This window comes from Nocardia sp. NPDC127579 (assembly GCF_042672005.1).
Classification (GTDB): domain Bacteria; phylum Actinomycetota; class Actinomycetes; order Mycobacteriales; family Mycobacteriaceae; genus Nocardia.
In genome coordinates, this window is sequence record NZ_JBHXVZ010000001.1 from 1,233,659 (window position 1) to 1,248,110 (window position 14,452).

General features: G+C 68.5%; 13 protein-coding genes. 7 read left to right on the plus strand and 6 right to left on the minus strand.

Annotated elements, in window-relative coordinates; genetic code table 11:
* Positions 1 to 64 precede the first annotated feature (64 nt).
* Complete coding sequence (locus ACFVMC_RS05260; RefSeq protein ID WP_379207031.1) at positions 65 to 1,966, plus strand: glycosyltransferase; 1,902 nt, start codon at positions 65 to 67, stop codon at positions 1,964 to 1,966.
* A gap of 70 nt (positions 1,967 to 2,036) precedes the next feature.
* Here ACFVMC_RS05260 and rfbB read toward each other — a convergent pair whose 3' ends face one another.
* Positions 2,037 to 3,053 (minus strand): dTDP-glucose 4,6-dehydratase, encoded by a 1,017-nt coding sequence (gene rfbB / locus ACFVMC_RS05265; RefSeq protein ID WP_379207033.1) that lies wholly within the window; start codon positions 3,051 to 3,053, stop codon positions 2,037 to 2,039.
* 288 nt (positions 3,054 to 3,341) lie between these two features.
* Here rfbB and ACFVMC_RS05270 point away from each other — a divergent pair, with 288 nt between their 5' ends.
* On the plus strand, positions 3,342 to 4,046 hold the full coding sequence (locus tag ACFVMC_RS05270; protein ID WP_379207035.1) for a hypothetical protein: 705 nt from the start codon (positions 3,342 to 3,344) through the stop codon (positions 4,044 to 4,046).
* 163 nt (positions 4,047 to 4,209) lie between these two features.
* Here the strand turns inward: ACFVMC_RS05270 and ACFVMC_RS05275 are convergent, their stop codons facing one another.
* Positions 4,210 to 5,196, minus strand: a complete 987-nt coding sequence (locus ACFVMC_RS05275; protein WP_379207036.1) for an alpha/beta hydrolase — start codon at positions 5,194 to 5,196, stop codon at positions 4,210 to 4,212.
* 262 nt (positions 5,197 to 5,458) lie between these two features.
* Between ACFVMC_RS05275 and rfbA the strand changes: the two genes are divergently transcribed.
* Both rfbA and ACFVMC_RS05285 read left to right on the plus strand, forming a co-directional pair.
* On the plus strand, positions 5,459 to 6,379 hold the full coding sequence (gene rfbA / locus ACFVMC_RS05280; RefSeq protein ID WP_379207038.1) for a glucose-1-phosphate thymidylyltransferase RfbA: 921 nt from the start codon (positions 5,459 to 5,461) through the stop codon (positions 6,377 to 6,379).
* Positions 6,379 to 6,927, plus strand: coding sequence for a dTDP-4-dehydrorhamnose 3,5-epimerase family protein (locus ACFVMC_RS05285; RefSeq protein WP_379207840.1), 549 nt, complete (start codon positions 6,379 to 6,381; stop codon positions 6,925 to 6,927). The genes rfbA and ACFVMC_RS05285 overlap by 1 nt, the downstream gene beginning before the upstream one ends.
* A gap of 62 nt (positions 6,928 to 6,989) precedes the next feature.
* Here ACFVMC_RS05285 and ACFVMC_RS05290 read toward each other — a convergent pair whose 3' ends face one another.
* Positions 6,990 to 8,468 (minus strand): MFS transporter, encoded by a 1,479-nt coding sequence (locus tag ACFVMC_RS05290; RefSeq protein ID WP_379207040.1) that lies wholly within the window; start codon positions 8,466 to 8,468, stop codon positions 6,990 to 6,992.
* A gap of 86 nt (positions 8,469 to 8,554) precedes the next feature.
* On the opposite strand from ACFVMC_RS05290, the gene ACFVMC_RS05295 reads away from it, so the two are divergent.
* Complete coding sequence (locus ACFVMC_RS05295; protein WP_379207041.1) at positions 8,555 to 8,989, plus strand: MarR family winged helix-turn-helix transcriptional regulator; 435 nt, start codon at positions 8,555 to 8,557, stop codon at positions 8,987 to 8,989.
* Here the strand turns inward: ACFVMC_RS05295 and ACFVMC_RS05300 are convergent.
* Both ACFVMC_RS05300 and ACFVMC_RS05305 read right to left on the minus strand, forming a co-directional pair.
* The gene (locus tag ACFVMC_RS05300; RefSeq protein WP_379207043.1) at positions 8,986 to 9,864 is read right to left on the minus strand and encodes a helix-turn-helix domain-containing protein; all 879 of its coding nucleotides are present in this window, start codon (positions 9,862 to 9,864) and stop codon (positions 8,986 to 8,988) included. The genes ACFVMC_RS05295 and ACFVMC_RS05300 overlap by 4 nt on opposite strands.
* A 171-nt stretch (positions 9,865 to 10,035) precedes the next feature.
* Positions 10,036 to 10,584, minus strand: coding sequence for a DUF4282 domain-containing protein (locus tag ACFVMC_RS05305; RefSeq protein WP_379207045.1), 549 nt, complete (start codon positions 10,582 to 10,584; stop codon positions 10,036 to 10,038).
* Between the two features lie 186 nt (positions 10,585 to 10,770).
* On the opposite strand from ACFVMC_RS05305, the gene ACFVMC_RS05310 reads away from it, so the two are divergent.
* Together ACFVMC_RS05310 and ACFVMC_RS05315 are read left to right on the plus strand one after the other, a co-directional pair.
* On the plus strand, positions 10,771 to 11,253 hold the full coding sequence (locus ACFVMC_RS05310; RefSeq protein WP_379207047.1) for a hypothetical protein: 483 nt from the start codon (positions 10,771 to 10,773) through the stop codon (positions 11,251 to 11,253).
* A gap of 154 nt (positions 11,254 to 11,407) precedes the next feature.
* On the plus strand, positions 11,408 to 13,657 hold the full coding sequence (locus ACFVMC_RS05315; RefSeq protein ID WP_379207048.1) for a molybdopterin-dependent oxidoreductase: 2,250 nt from the start codon (positions 11,408 to 11,410) through the stop codon (positions 13,655 to 13,657).
* Here ACFVMC_RS05315 and ACFVMC_RS05320 read toward each other — a convergent pair.
* Positions 13,638 to 14,297 carry an NAD(P)H-dependent oxidoreductase gene (locus ACFVMC_RS05320; protein WP_379207050.1) on the minus strand — a complete coding sequence of 220 codons (660 nt, stop codon included), beginning with the start codon at positions 14,295 to 14,297 and terminating at the stop codon, positions 13,638 to 13,640. The two genes, ACFVMC_RS05315 and ACFVMC_RS05320, sit on opposite strands and share 20 nt — an antisense overlap.
* Positions 14,298 to 14,452: the final 155 nt, after the last annotated feature.

Below are 14,452 nucleotides of genomic sequence, written 5' to 3' on the forward strand. Positions count from 1 at the left end.
ATTGATATCCTCACCCCCGCCGCGAACGGCATCCCGTCGGCACAATCAGGATTTCGAGGACTTCATGGAGCAGTCGGCTACCGAGGCCGTTACCGAAACGAACGACCACACGTCGGCCGAGGCAGCGCCCGCTACCTTGCGTAGTGATCATCGGGCGCCGGACCGGCTCGTGTTACAGCGCGGCATCTTCACCGGGCCGTCGGCGAAGATCAGCGACGAGCTCTACGCCGTGGTCAAGGGCCGCGCGCACCGGGAACGCCTGGAACTGCGCCTGGACAAGGGCGCCACCGCGCACACCAATACCTACTTCGGCCGCTTCGCCGCCGCGTACTGGCAGCGCTGGACCGTGGTCACCGAGGTGCGGGCCACCATGGTGCTGGAGGTGACCGGCAAGGCGCAGGTGCGCATCGTCGCCTCCGATATCGCCGGGCACCGCCGCATCATCGGCTCCGCGGTGGCACAGGAGAGCGGCGCGGTGACCCTGTCCGCTCCGCTGGACCAGTACGTCGACGGCGGCGCGCTCTGGCTGGAATTCGATGCCGTCGGCGGCCCGCTGACCATCACCGAACTCACCTGGACCGCACCCGCGCCGAAGCGGATGCGCCCGGTCGCCATCGCCATCTGCACCTTCAACCGCGCCGCCGACTGCGCGGAAACCGTCGCGGCGCTGGCCTCGGATCCGACCGTGCTGGCCGCCATCGACGCGGTCTACGTCGTCGATCAGGGCACCGACCTGGTGCAGGACCGGCCGCGCTACCAGCAGACGCTGCCGATCCTCGGCGACAAGCTGCGCTACCTGCGCCAGCCGAACCTCGGCGGCGCGGGCGGTTTCACCCGCGGCCTCTACGAGGTGTCCGCGGTCAACGAGCACGCCGACGTCATCCTGATGGACGACGACATCCTCTGCGAACCCGAAACGGTGTTGCGGCTCAACGCGTTCGCCAATCTGACCGTGGAGCCGACACTGGTCGGCGCGCAGATGCTGTTCCTGCTCAACCCCGACTACCTCAATGTCGGCGCCGAGGAGGTGCACCTGCACGAGCTCAAGCACGGGCAGAAGGTGCCCAAGGCGCTGCGCAACACCTCCATGCTGAAGAAGAACCAGGAGCGCCGCGTCGACGCCGGCTACAACGCCTGGTGGACCTGCCTGATCCCGGCCGAGGTGGTCGCGAAGATCGGGCTGCCGATACCGATCTTCTTCCAGTGGGACGACGTCGAATACGGCGTGCGGGCGCGGGAGAGCGGTTTCGTCACCGTCACCCTGCCCAACGCCGCGGTCTGGCACGCCGATTTCTACTGGAAGGACTTCGACGACTGGGCGCGCTATTTCAGCACGCGCAATTCGCTGATCGTCGGCGCCATGCACGCCGAGCTGGACGGGAAGAAGATCACCCGGCAGTTCCTGCGCCAGATCGGCGAATACCTGGTCGGCATGCAGTACGGCCTGGCGCACACCACCCTGCAGGGCATCGAGGACTTCCTGGAGGGCCCGAAGGTGCTGCGCGACGGCGGTATCGACGCGCTCGCCCGGGCCCGCACCAGCCGCGCCGACTACCCGGAGACCGCCAAGCACGCGGCCGCGACGCCGCCGGTGCGCGCGGCCGATATCCAGCTGCGCCGGGCCGGCGGCGAGCCGAGCCGGGTCCTGCTGATCCTGATCAAGCGCGCGATCACGCAGTGGACCGGCCGCACCCAGCACGGCGTGATCGGCGTGACCCGCGAGGACGCGCACTGGTGGCATGTGTCGCTGTTCGACCACGTGGTGGTGACCGACGCCTCGCAGTCCGGCGTGCGGGTTCGAGTGCGGGACAAGGACCGTGCCCGTCAGCTGCTGACGCGCACGATCCGGGTGCTGCGCCGGTTGCGCAAGGACCTGCCGCGCCTGACGGCCGAGTACCGGGCCGCGGTGCCGGAGCTGACCAGCCGGGCGAACTGGGCGCGGCTGTACGGGATCGACGCCGACTGACAACGGTGCCCGCCCGGCTCATCGGCCGGGTGCAGGGCTCCGTCGTGCTCGATCGGCCGGGCGGCGAGCGCTATTCGGCGGTCGCATCGAGGGTGCGTTCGCCCGCGGCGGCGTAGGCGCGTTCGGTGGCGGCCTTCTCCGGCCGCCACCAGTCCTCGTGGTCGCGGTACCACTGGACCGTCGCGGACAGGCCCGCGCGGAAATCGGCGTAGCGCGGCGTCCAGCCGAGTTCGGTGCGCAGCGTGGTCGCGTCGATGGCGTAGCGCTGGTCGTGACCGGGCCGATCGGTGACGTGGTCGAAATCGTCCGGGGCGCGGCCGAATTCCTCGAGGATGAGCCGCACGACGGTCTTGTTGTCGAGTTCGCCGTCAGCGCCGATCAGGTAGGTCTGCCCGATCCGGCCGCGCTCCAGCACATCCCAGACCGCGCGATTGTGGTCCTCGACGTGGATCCAGTCGCGCACCTGATGGCCCGCGCCGTAGAGCCGGGGGCGCACGCCGTCGATCAGATTGGTGATCTGCCGCGGGATGAACTTCTCCACATGCTGGTATGGCCCGTAGTTGTTGGAACAGTTCGACAGGGTGGCGCGCACCCCGAACGACCTGGTCCAGGCGCGGACCAGCAGATCGCTGGACGCCTTGGACGCCGAGTACGGGCTGGACGGGTTGTAGGGGGTGTATTCGGTGAACCGCGGCTCGTCGGGGGTGAGGTCGCCGTACACCTCGTCGGTCGAGACATGGTGGTAGCGCACGTCGTAGCGGCGCACCGCCTGCAGCAGCGAATACGTGCCGACGATATTGGTCTGGATGAACGGCCACGGCTCGGTCAGCGAGTTGTCGTTGTGCGATTCGGCCGCGAAGTGCACCACCGCGTCGACGCCGCTGACCAGCTCGTCGACCAGGTCGAGGTCGGCGATGTCGCCGTGCACGAAGTCGATGCGGTCGGCGACGTCGTCCAGCGAGGCCTTGTTCCCGGCGTAGGTGAGCGCGTCGAGCACCGTCACCGTGGTGTCCGGGCGCTGGGCCACGGTCTGGTGGACGAAGTTCGCACCGATGAATCCGGCTCCGCCGGTGACAAGCAAGCGCACGCCATGAACTTTACGTCCCGCCGGCGCGTCCCCGGACGGCGCCACCTGAGAGCCGCCTGAGTGGCCTTCGCCACACTCGAGCGGAATAAGCGCAGCTCGGCATGGCCGACCGATTCCGAAAAACCTGCTGGGAGTGCGTATTTCCGGGAGTACCCCATCGCGTACGTCCGAATGGTGAACAAGATTTGAATTAACCGTCACAGGCGATTCACCCCCCGTTAGCTGGCTTGAATTTCGATCAGCTTGTCCCCGCACGATGCGCAACATTGAGGTTCAAGAAAAATGCTGATGAGGAAGTTCACCGCGACGTCGGCCCTGCTGATCGCCGCCCTGGGTGTGGCCGCCGGTACCGCCCACGCCGAGCCCGCCGCCGCCGCCCCGCTGCCCGTCAACCTCTCCTACGAGATCGACGAGAAGAACGGCAGCCTGAAGCTGACCACCGATTCCGGTTCGATCGTGACCGAGAACGGCCGCCTGGCGATCAAGGCCAACAACGGTGCCGTGATGGCCGGCATTCCGCTCGCCACCCAGATCTTCGACCACGAGTTCCCGGTCGCCGCCACCCAGGTCGCCGACCGCTCCGTGACCCTGACCCCGCAGCTCGACGAGCAGCACGCCGTCTACAAGCCGGTCGCCCTGCCCTTCGAGGGCCAGGCCGAGTTCAAGAACGAGTACGAGCGTGAGAAGGCTGCCTACTCGCGCATGAAGGACAACATCGGCCTGGCCGCCACCGTGGCCGGTCTGACCACCACCGTCCTCGGTGGCCTCATCGGCTGCGTCGGTGGCGCCGCCCTCGGCACCGCGGCTTCGGCTCCGGTCGCCTTCCTGCTGGGTGCCGGTCCGGTCGTCGGCTGCATCGTCGGCGCGGCCGCCGGTGCGTCGTTCCTCGGCGTCGTCGGCACCATCCTGATCACCGCCCCGATCGCGGTGGTCGAGGCCGTCAACTACTTCGGGATCATCAACTCCCCCTTCGTTCCCCCGGCCAAGAAGTAAGGCTCGCGGTAGCGCAGCGAAACCCCGTCCGGTTCGCCCGGGCGGGGTTTTTCGTTGCCGCCGAACGAAATTGAACCCCCGCCCCGAGGGGGGAGCGGGGGTTCATGCTCGTCCGGCCGACCGGGGTCAAGGCCGTCCGAGCTCAATCAGGCTGTGCCCGAGGTCAAGCTGTGCGTATCGTCGCGTCTGCCGGTTCGGTGCAGGCGCGCACGAATCGCGCGACCCGTCCCAGTGCCCGGCGGCCCTCGGGCAGGCCGGGCGCGATGCTCATGAACGCGTGCACCTGGCCGCGCCAGAGCTCCAGGGTGTTCGGCACGCCCGCGGCGGTGAGCCGCAGCGCCATGAGTTCGCAGTCGTAGCGCAGCATTTCGTCTTCGGCGGCGATGAGCAGCACCGGCGGCAGCCCCGCCAGTGCCCCGTTCACCGGCGACAGTTTCGGGTCCAGCCGGCCGTCGATCTCGGCGCCGAACCGGACCACGGCCTCGAGCGCGGCCAGCGGAAGGTACGGATCGCGCGCGACATTCACGTAGTCCCGCTTGGCCGTGTAGTCGAGATCGAGCAGCGGGCTGAGCCCGATCAGCCCGGCGGGCGCGGGCAGGCCCGACTCGAGGGCGGCCAGCGCCGTGGCGAAGGTGAGGTAGCCGCCCGCGGAGTCGCCGGCGAAGGTGATGCGGGCCGGATCGACGCCCTTGCGCAACAGCCAGCGGTAGGCGGTGAGACAGTCGCGCACCGACTCCTCGATCCGGCAGCCGGGTAGCTGCCGGTACTGCACATTGACCACCGGCTGTCCGGTGCGCCGGGCCAGGCTGGCCGCGACCGGTCGATGCGTGGTGAGCCCGCAGACCGCGAACCCGCCGCCGTGCATGTAGAGCATCGCGCCGTTGCGCAGCGATTTGGAGCCACCGGCGGGGCGCACGATCTCCATTCGAAAGCCGTCCAGCGTGAGCTGTTCGCGCTCGACGCCGCGCGGGCCGGGCCGCAGCCGGGCCAGATTGTCGATGGCGAACGCGCCGATCGGGATGGTCGCGGGCCTGATCGGGGCCAGCCGCAGCGCGGGGCGCACGAGCGAGGTGCAGGTTGCCAGGAGCAGGCGGGCCGCCGGGCTGGGTCCATCCGGATTCACTACTTCGCCGACACCGATCGCGGTCATCGCGCACCTGCTTTCCACTGGCGCGCCGTGCCCGACCGGACGGCAGGGGCCACCTACCGGACCGGCGAGACATCGACGCTGACATCTCACACGGCGTTGTTTGACAACGCTCGAACTCAGGAGACCACGTGAATGTGACCTACGCAACAGGATTGGCCCGAATCGCCGGAAAGCTAAACCTCCGTGACACTTTCGTAGGCATGTCGGAACCGGGCCGACGTCGGGTGCGACCGTCGATCGCGAAACTGGCAGACTCCAGGGCATGCGCGGAATCATCTTGGCGGGCGGCACCGGCTCGCGGCTGCACCCGATCACGCGCGGGGTGAGCAAGCAGCTGGTCCCGGTCTACGACAAGCCGATGATCTACTACCCGCTGTCCACGCTGATGCTCGCGGGCATCCGGGACGTGCTGGTGATCACCACCCCGGAGGAGGCCCCCGCCTTCTGCCGCCTGCTCGGCGACGGCTCCCAGTTCGGCATCGAGCTGTCCTACGTGGTGCAGCCCGAACCCGACGGGCTCGCCCGCGCGTTCGTGCTCGGCGCCGACCATATCGGCGGCGACAGCGCCGCACTGGTGCTGGGCGACAACATCTTCCATGGCCCCGGCCTCGGCACCAGCCTCAACCGCTTCACCGGACTGGACGGCGGCGCGGTCTTCGCCTACTGGGTCTCCGATCCCTCCGCCTACGGCGTCATCGAATTCGAAGCCGGGCGGGCGGTCTCGATCGAGGAGAAACCCAAGCAGCCCCGCTCCAACTACGCCATCCCCGGGCTGTATTTCTACGACAACGACGTCGTGGAGATCGCCAAGACGCTACGGCCCTCCGCGCGCGGCGAATACGAGATCACCGATATCAACCGCGCCTATCTGGAACAGCAGCGCCTGCGCGTGGACGTGCTCGCGCGCGGCACCGCCTGGCTGGACACCGGCACCTTCGACTCGCTGCTCGACGCCGCCAACTATGTGCGCACCATCGAGGAACGCCAGGGACTCAAGATCGGGGTGCCTGAAGAAGTCGCCTGGCGGATGGGCTACATCGATGACGATCAGCTGTGCGCGCGAGCCGAACCGCTGGTGCGCTCGGGCTACGGCCGTTATCTGCTGGATCTGCTGAGCCAGGGGCCGGACCTCTCGCACAGCCCGGTATCGCCGGACGGGCGCGGACCCAGGTGGGATTGGTGATGGAGTTCCAGGAACTCGCGGTGCCCGGCGCGTGGGTGATGACCCCGCGCCTGCTGGGCGACGACCGCGGCGCGTTCGCCGAGACCTTCAAGGCCTCGGAGTTCGAGAAGGCCACCGGCCGCGCCTTCGAGCTGTGCCAGGTGAACACCTCGGTGTCCGCGGCGGGCGTGCTGCGCGGTATCCACTACACCGAGGATCCGCCCGGCCAGGCCAAGTACGTCACCTGTATGCGCGGCGCTTTCTACGACGTGGTGGTCGACCTGCGTCCCGGCTCCCCCACCTACGGCCACTGGGACAGCGTCCTGCTCGACGACGTGCACCGCCGCTCGGTGTTCCTCTCCGAGGGCCTGGGCCACGCGATCCTCTCGCTGGAGGACCGGTCCACCGTCACCTACCTGTGCTCACTGGAGTACACCCCCGAATTCGACCGGGACATAGACGCTTTCGATCCTCGGCTGGGGATCGACTGGCCCCGGCTGGGCCGCGACGGCGAGCCGCTCACCTACATCCGCTCCGCCAAAGACACTGCCGCCCCACCCTTTTCCTGACCGAAAAGCCGAACCCCACACGCGCGGTGTGGGGTTCGGCTTTCATCGGCTGGATGAGGGCGTCAGCCGACTGGCTCGAGCACCTTGGTGTCGGCGGCCGAATCCGGCCGCGCCACCGGCTTGCGGCGCTTGGGCAGGTAGACCGTGAGCGCGACCAGGGCGCCGACGATCGCCACACCGGCGGCGAATTCCAGGCCCGGACGGTAGGTGTCCAGCATGGCGGCCGGGGAGCGGTCGGCATGCGCGCCGCTGGTGATGATCGCGGTGGTCACGGCCAGCACAATGGCCGCGCCGACCTGCATGGCGGTCTGCAGCACGCCCGCCGCCAGGCCCTGTTCCTCGTCATCGATACCGCTGGTGGCCTGGATGTTGATGGCCGGGAAGCCGACCCAGCCGATGCCGATCAGCAGCAGCGCGGGCAGCAGCACCGTGAGGTAGTTCGGCGCGGTGTCCAGGCGCAGGTAGGCCAGGTAGCCAAGCGCCATGATCACCATGGTGACGGCGATGATCGGGCCGGTGCCGAAGCGGTCGACCAGCTTGTCGGAGACGAACGCCGAGGCGACCACCAGCAGACCCACCGGCAGCAGCGCCAGGGCCAGCTTCAGCGGCGACCAGCCCAGCGACTCCTGCAGGTAGAGCGTGGTGATGAACTGCCAGCTGAAGTAGGAGCCGGCGACCGCGATGATGGCGAGGCTGGCCCGCACCAGGCTGGCCTTGCGCAGGATGCCGAGGCGGATGAGCGGGTACTTCACGCGCTTCTCCACCGCGACGAATCCGGCGAACAGCGCGGCCACGACCACGAACGAGCCGAGCGTGCGCGCCGAGGCCCAGCCCACCTCGGGCGCGGTGACCACGGTGTAGACCAGCAGCAGCATGGCGGCGGTGGACAGCACCGCGCCGAGGATGTCGTGCCCGCCCTCGTCGGCGGCCTTGTCCTTGGGCACCAGGTAGTAGGCGGCGACCAGCGCGGCCACGGCAACCGGGACCGGGAGCAGGAAGGTCCAGCGCCAGCCGAGACCGGTCATCAGGCCGCCGAACAGCAGGCCCATGGAGTAGCCACCGGCACCGAACACGGTGTAGATGGACAGTGCCTTGTTGCGGGCCGGGCCCTCGGCGAAGTTGGTGGTGATGATGGACAGACCGGTCGGCGCGGTGAAGGCGGCGGCCAGGCCCTTGATGAAGCGGGTGATGATCAGCAGCGGGCCGGAGCTGACGAAAGCGCCTGCGAGCGAGGCGATCGCGAAGACGGCCAGGGCGATCAGGAAGACCTTGCGGCGCCCGAGCAGGTCGGCGGTGCGCCCGCCGAGCAGCAGCAGGCCGCCGTAGCCGAGGACGTAGCCGGAGACCAGCCACTGCAGGGTGGAGGTGGACAGCTCGAGTTCGGCGCCGATGGAGGGCAGTGCGACTCCGATCATCGACACATCGAGGCCGTCCAGGAACAGCACGATGCACAGGGTGATCAGCATGCCCCAGAGCCGGGCGGACCATCTGGTCGGGTCGGTCGCCTGCTCGGCGGCCGAGAGCGTTGCTGGTGAAGTCATGATCGAAACGATTGCATGCACGCGCATTAGATGTCAACACATCTAATGCATTTGCATAGAACGCCGGGGATCACTAGGATGTGGGCATGTCGAAGCCGTCTCTAACTGAGACAGCCCGGGGCAGCGCCGCCTCCGGGCTGGTGGGCGAGTGGCGAGAGCTGCTCGATCGTCATGCGGCGGTCAGCTGCGCATTGGAAAAAGCGCTACAGAATCAGCACGAGATCGGACTCAGCGAGTTCGAGACGCTGGACCGGCTGATCGAAGCCGACAGCGACTACCGCATGAGCGATCTCGCCGAGGACATCTACCTGAGCCAGAGCGCGCTCTCCCGCACGGTCGCCCGGCTGGAACGCGACGGCCTGGTCTCGCGCCGCATGTGCACCGAGGACCGGCGCGCGATCTTCGTCTGCCTCACCGAGCAGGGCCGCGCGGCACACGCCCGGGCACTGCCCACGCATCGCGAAGTGCTCGGGCGCACTTGGGAATCCGACACCAAGTGCGACTACCCGCCGGATAACTAACCCAGGCTCGCGCGAGCATCCTCGATCAGCGCACGCGCGTCCACCGATACCGCCTTGATGCTCGCGAACGCCGAGCGGTAGCGGTCCACCTCGGGCGCCTTGTCCAGATAGACCGAACTCGTGAACGCCTCGATGTAGACGACCGGCGGCTCGGACTGCTCGCCCGCGCTGAACTCGGGGAACTCCAGGACGACGAAGTGGCCGGTCGCCATACCGTCGTGGTACTCCGACTCCGACTGCACCGCCTGCATCCGGATATTCGGCCGATCGCACATCCGCCGCAGATGGTCGAGCTGTGCCGCGGCCACCTCCGGTCCGCCGATCCGGCGCCACAGCACGGACTCGGCGATCACCACGTCCAGCTGCACCGGCGCCTCGTCACGCAGGATCAGCTGCTGCCGGGTCAGGCGCAGGCGCACGCGCCGATCGACCTCCGCCGCGGACAGCTCCGGGCACGCGGCCGTGATCAGCGCGCGGGCGTAATCCTCGGTTTGCAGCAGGCCGGGAACCAGTTCGTTCTCGTAGGTGGTCACGGTGCGGGCGGCCTCCTCGAGGCCGATGTAGACCTCGAAGCCCTCGGGAATCACATCGCTGTAGCCGGTCCACCAGCCGCGTGACTTGGTCTCCTTGGCCAGTGCCGCCAGCGGCGCGACCACGGCCTCGGGTGCGCCGTAGATCTTGCACATGGCCTCGACATCGAGGCTGCGCAGCGAGGTCTGTCCGGTTTCGATCCGCCAGATCTTGGCTTCGGACCACTCCAGCTGCCGGGCGGCCAGCCGGGTGGTCATGCGCGCTCGAGTGCGCAGCTCGCGCAGCTGCCGTCCGAGTTGGCGGCGCGGCATGGTCGAGCCTGTGGTCCCCTGCGGTAAGGCCATACTTCCCCCTCCTGCATTTCTAGCGCGTCCGCGTCGTGTCCCGGACACCCGAACCGCATTGTTTCACAGCAAATCTGGCATAGCGTACGACGTACAACTCAGGCACGCCACTGTCACTATCAAGTCAATAGGTTTAGAGCCCGGTGCAATTGGGGAATTCAGGCAGGTTAGCTACTTTTTGGGACCCTTTTTACGGAACCGCCAGAACTGCACCGCGCGTACGTCCTCGGACAGCTGGTTCACCGGTTCGGCAACATCGGAGAGCGCTTGGAACAGGTCATCGGCGAGTTCACTGATGTGCTCCACCCGAGTCGCCAGCCTGGAGGCGTTGACCAGGAACTCGAGCAGCAGCCGCACGGTCGCCGCGATGGTGAGCCCCAGCGGGACGCCGATCAGCAGGGTCAAAATCCCCAGTACCGCCGAAACCTGCCACATCGACACGACCAGCACCACGGGTATCGCCACCGCGAAGGCCAGGCCGAGCATGTAGGCCAGCGGCAGCAGCGTGCGGGTCGCGGGCCGGCGGAACTGGACATCGAGCAGCGTCCGCCCCGCCGCCACTCCCCACTCCCGGAACGCGCGCGGGCTCCGGAACGGCTCGGCGGCCGGTTCCTCACGGACCGGCCGCGGCTTGGCGAACCGTTCTTTCCAAGTGATCCAACGAGATTCGGTCTCGTACTCCTCGGGGTCCAGCGCGACGCCCTCGGTGCCATCATCCATGCCGTGATCGTGCACCGAATCCGCGGACCCGGCCAGCCCAGACGGTGATAGCGACTACACCGGGGTGAGACGAATCCGACACTCTGGAAGAAGTTTCCGATCAATCCGTAACGCCGGAGCTACCCGGCGTCGATACGAACCATGAACGCAGCAGGACCCAGTTCTATCGGGGAATGGAGAAAGACAGTGCGCACCACGTTTCCGACTTCCGTCTCGGCGGCCGAGATGACCGCCGCAGCGCAGGACTACACCCAGCGCGGATGGACGGTTGCCGAAACGGCCAACGGGATCTGCCTGATCACCGATGCCGACATTTCCGGCATCGAGGTGACCGGCGAACTCGCTGGCGAGGTTCGCCGCTTCCTGCGCGCCAACAACCTGTCCGGCCCGGTGATCGAGATGCCGGGTAGCGAGCGTCGCGAAATCCACCTGGTCACCGGTGTCCGCAAGGCCGCCGCCGCCATGGACGCGCTGCGCGAGGCCGGCGCTGTCATCTACACCGACGGCGCGGGCATCCCGCTGCCCCCGACCCACCTGTCCACCGGTGCGGCCTGCTGGGGCGTCGCCCCGCACGAGGCCCGCTGGGTGCCGCCGGTCGTCGCCATCGGCGCGGCGGTTCGCTCGGTGCAGGCCCGCTCCCGCTCGGCGCTCACCAGGGTTGCCTGCTGATCCAGCTCGGATGACTGCGTTCCCACGAATACCCCCTGCAAGGGTGGCCGAGTTCTAGGATTCGGCCGCGAACGACCGGTACCGCTTCGGCGGATACCGGTCGTTGTGGTTTTCAAGGGTGTCGGCGGCGGGCCGGGCAGGCCAAGATGGTCCTATGAGCCAGATCACGTCCCGGAACCTGCTGCGCACCTGCCCGCTGTGTGAGGCGGTGTGCGGGCTGGAGCTGCGGCTCGACGCCGACGACCACATCACCTCCGTGCGCGGGGACAAGCTGGATCCGTTCAGTCAGGGCTTCATCTGCCCCAAAGGCGCCAGTTTCGGGCAGCTGGACGAGGACCCGGACCGGGTGACCGAGCCGCTGATTCGCGACCGCGCCACCGGCGCGTGGCGCACGGCGGGCTGGGACGAGGCCTTCGACTACATCGCCGAGCGTTTCGCGCCGGTCGTCGCGGCGCACGGGCGCGGAGCGGCGGCGCTGTACCTGGGCAACCCGAACGCGCACACCGTGGCGGGCGCGCTGTACGTGCCGGTGCTGATCCGAGCGCTCGGCACCAAGAACCTCTTCTCCGCGAGCACCGCCGACCAGATGCCCAAGCAGGTGGCCAGCGGCCTGATGTTCGGCGACCCGCTGCGCATCCCGGTACCGGATCTGGACCGCACCGACTATCTGCTGATGCTGGGCGCGAATCCGCTGGAGTCGAATGGATCACTGTGCACCGCACCGGATTTCCCGGGGCGGCTGAAGGCGCTGCGGCGACGGGGCGGGAAGTTCGTTGTGGTCGACCCACGGGCCACCCGGACCGCGAAACTGGCCGACGAGCACCTGTTCATCCGGCCGGGCAGCGACGCCTACCTGCTGCTCGGCATCGTGCACACACTGTTCGCCGAACAGCTCGCCACGGTGCCCGAGGCGCGAGCTCAGCGCCCGGAGGCGGCAGCGGAGCGTGACCACGGAGGGCGTAGCGAACGCCGTCCAGCAGCTGCCGTAGAGGTCGCGGGTCTGGACGAGTTGCGGGCGGCGGCAGCGGAATTCACGCCGGAGGCGGTGGCGGCGCGCACCGGCGTGCCCGCCGCGACCGTCGTGCGGCTGGCCCGGGAACTCGCGGGCGCCCCGACCGCCGCCGTGTACGCCCGGATCGGCACCTGCACCACCGAATTCGGCACGGTCGCGCAGTGGCTGGTGGACGCGATCAATGTGCTCACCGGCAATCTGGACCGGCCCGGCGGCGTCATGTTCCCCGAGGCCGCCGCGGGCGGAATCCCGCGCACCAAGCCGTTCCGGATCGGACGCTGGACCAGCCGGGTGCGTGGGCTGCCCGAGGCCATGGGCGAGTTGCCGGTCGCCACCCTGGCCGACGAAATCCGCACGCCGGGAACGGGTCAGGTGCGGGCGCTGATCACGGTGGCGGGCAATCCGGTGCTGTCGGCGCCGAGCGGCGCGCGGCTGGACGCGGCGTTCGCGGAGCTGGACTTCATGGTGAGCGTGGACCGCTATGTCAACGAGACCACCCGGCACGCCGATGTCATCCTGCCGCCGCCCCGGCCGGTGCAGTCGCCGCACTACGATTTCGCGCTGCTCCAGTTCGCGGTGCGCAACTACGCCCGGTACTCCCCGCCGCTGGTCCCGCTGGACGGGCGGCCGTCGGAGGCCGAGGTGCTGGCCCGGCTGGGCGCGGCGCTGACCGGGCAGCCGCACACCGGTGACGTGCTGGCCGCGGTGGACGAGCTGATCATCGCCGGCACGCTACAGAAAGCCGGGCTGAGCGAACGCCGACCGGAATTGCGCGGCGCTACCAGCACCGAGCAGCGGCTGGATCTCATGCTGCGGGTCGGACCGTACGGCGAGTGGAATGGTGGCACCCTGAATCTGCAAGTGCTGCTGGACAATCCGCACGGAGTCGACCTCGGTGCGCTGCGGCCACGGCTGCCCGGAGTGCTCATCACCGCCTCCGGCCGGGTGGAGCTGGCACCGGCGGCGCTGCTCGCCGAGGTGGACCGGATGCGGGCCCGGATCGCGGACACCGCACCGGATTTCGTGCTGATCGGGCGGCGGCAGCTGCGCTCCAACAACAGCTGGATGCACAATGTGGCGCCGCTGGTCAGCGGATCCAATCGGTGCACGCTGCACATTCATCCCGAGGACGTGGCCCGGCTCGGACTGGGTGATCAGGCGGTGGTGAAGTCGGCGGCGGGCGCTGTGACGGTGCCGCTGGAACCGACCGAGGCGATCATGCCCGGCGTGGTGAGCCTGCCGCACGGGTGGGGACACGGTGACAGCGAGCAGACGGTCGCGCGGGCGCATGCCGGGGTCAATGCCAATGTGCTGACCGATGATTCGATTGTCGACGCGCCGTCGGGCAACGCGGTGTTCAACGGCGTCCCGGTCACATTGGCTGCCCCGTAACGCGTCCGGACTTCCGATCGAGCGCGGCGTGCGCGCGGCGCGCCAGGTCCGCGCCCAGCGCGCCGGCCTGGGTGGCGAGTTCGCGATGCGCCGCCGGATCGCTGGTCTCGGTGCCGTAGAGCAGTTCTACCGAGGAGTTCGGGATCGCCGAGTATCCGGCGATCCCGTGCTGTAGCTGGAGGGTGAGCGCATCCCGGTAGCCGCGGCGGTGGTAGGTGTCGGCTCGCACACCCGCGAAGCCCACGAAGTGCAGTTCATCGAGCGCGCTGCCGGTGCCGGTCGCGGTGTTCTCGTAGGCCCAGCCGCGGCTGAACACCCGGTCCACCCACCCCTTGGCGAGGGCGGGCAGCGACCACCAGTACACCGGGAACAGCAGGGCCACCAGGTCCGCCGATTCGACCAGCCGCTGTTCGCGCGCGACGTCGGCTGGTACCTCGCCGCGCAGGCGGTGCACGGCGAGGTCGGCCGCGGTGAACACCGGGTCGAATCCGGTCGCGGTCAGGTCGTGCACGGTGACCTCGGCGCGGGCGTCGGCGCGCAGTCCCCGCTCGACGGCGCGGGTGAGCGTCCAGGCGGCGGAGTCGTGGTCGGGATGGGCGACAACGAGCAGGACGTGTGGTCGATTCGTTTCGTCGGTCATGCGGCCACGGTAAACATTCATACCGGTGTGAAGGTCAAGCCGGCAACTGCCGAGTCGAGGCCAGCAACCTTCTACAAAACGTCCGGTCGGAATGTGGCAAATGTCTGGAAAATGTTGCTACCGAAATGCTTTGGAGCGAATCGTCCCACTTGATT

Excerpts from the sequence above, each read along its gene's own strand:
- ACFVMC_RS05320 (WP_379207050.1), bottom strand. The coding sequence starts at position 14,297 with ATGACCGACGAAACGAATCGACCACACGTCCTGCTCGTTGTCGCCCAT.
- ACFVMC_RS05285 (WP_379207840.1), top strand. The coding sequence starts at position 6,379 with ATGGAGTTCCAGGAACTCGCGGTGCCCGGCGCGTGGGTGATGACCCCG.
- ACFVMC_RS05300 (WP_379207043.1), bottom strand. The coding sequence starts at position 9,864 with ATGGCCTTACCGCAGGGGACCACAGGCTCGACCATGCCGCGCCGCCAA.
- ACFVMC_RS05270 (WP_379207035.1), top strand. The coding sequence starts at position 3,342 with ATGAGGAAGTTCACCGCGACGTCGGCCCTGCTGATCGCCGCCCTGGGT.
- ACFVMC_RS05290 (WP_379207040.1), bottom strand. The coding sequence starts at position 8,468 with ATGACTTCACCAGCAACGCTCTCGGCCGCCGAGCAGGCGACCGACCCG.
- ACFVMC_RS05315 (WP_379207048.1), top strand. The coding sequence starts at position 11,408 with ATGAGCCAGATCACGTCCCGGAACCTGCTGCGCACCTGCCCGCTGTGT.
- ACFVMC_RS05305 (WP_379207045.1), bottom strand. The coding sequence starts at position 10,584 with ATGGATGATGGCACCGAGGGCGTCGCGCTGGACCCCGAGGAGTACGAG.
- ACFVMC_RS05295 (WP_379207041.1), top strand. The coding sequence starts at position 8,555 with ATGTCGAAGCCGTCTCTAACTGAGACAGCCCGGGGCAGCGCCGCCTCC.
- ACFVMC_RS05275 (WP_379207036.1), bottom strand. The coding sequence starts at position 5,196 with ATGACCGCGATCGGTGTCGGCGAAGTAGTGAATCCGGATGGACCCAGC.
- rfbA (WP_379207038.1), top strand. The coding sequence starts at position 5,459 with ATGCGCGGAATCATCTTGGCGGGCGGCACCGGCTCGCGGCTGCACCCG.
- ACFVMC_RS05260 (WP_379207031.1), top strand. The coding sequence starts at position 65 with ATGGAGCAGTCGGCTACCGAGGCCGTTACCGAAACGAACGACCACACG.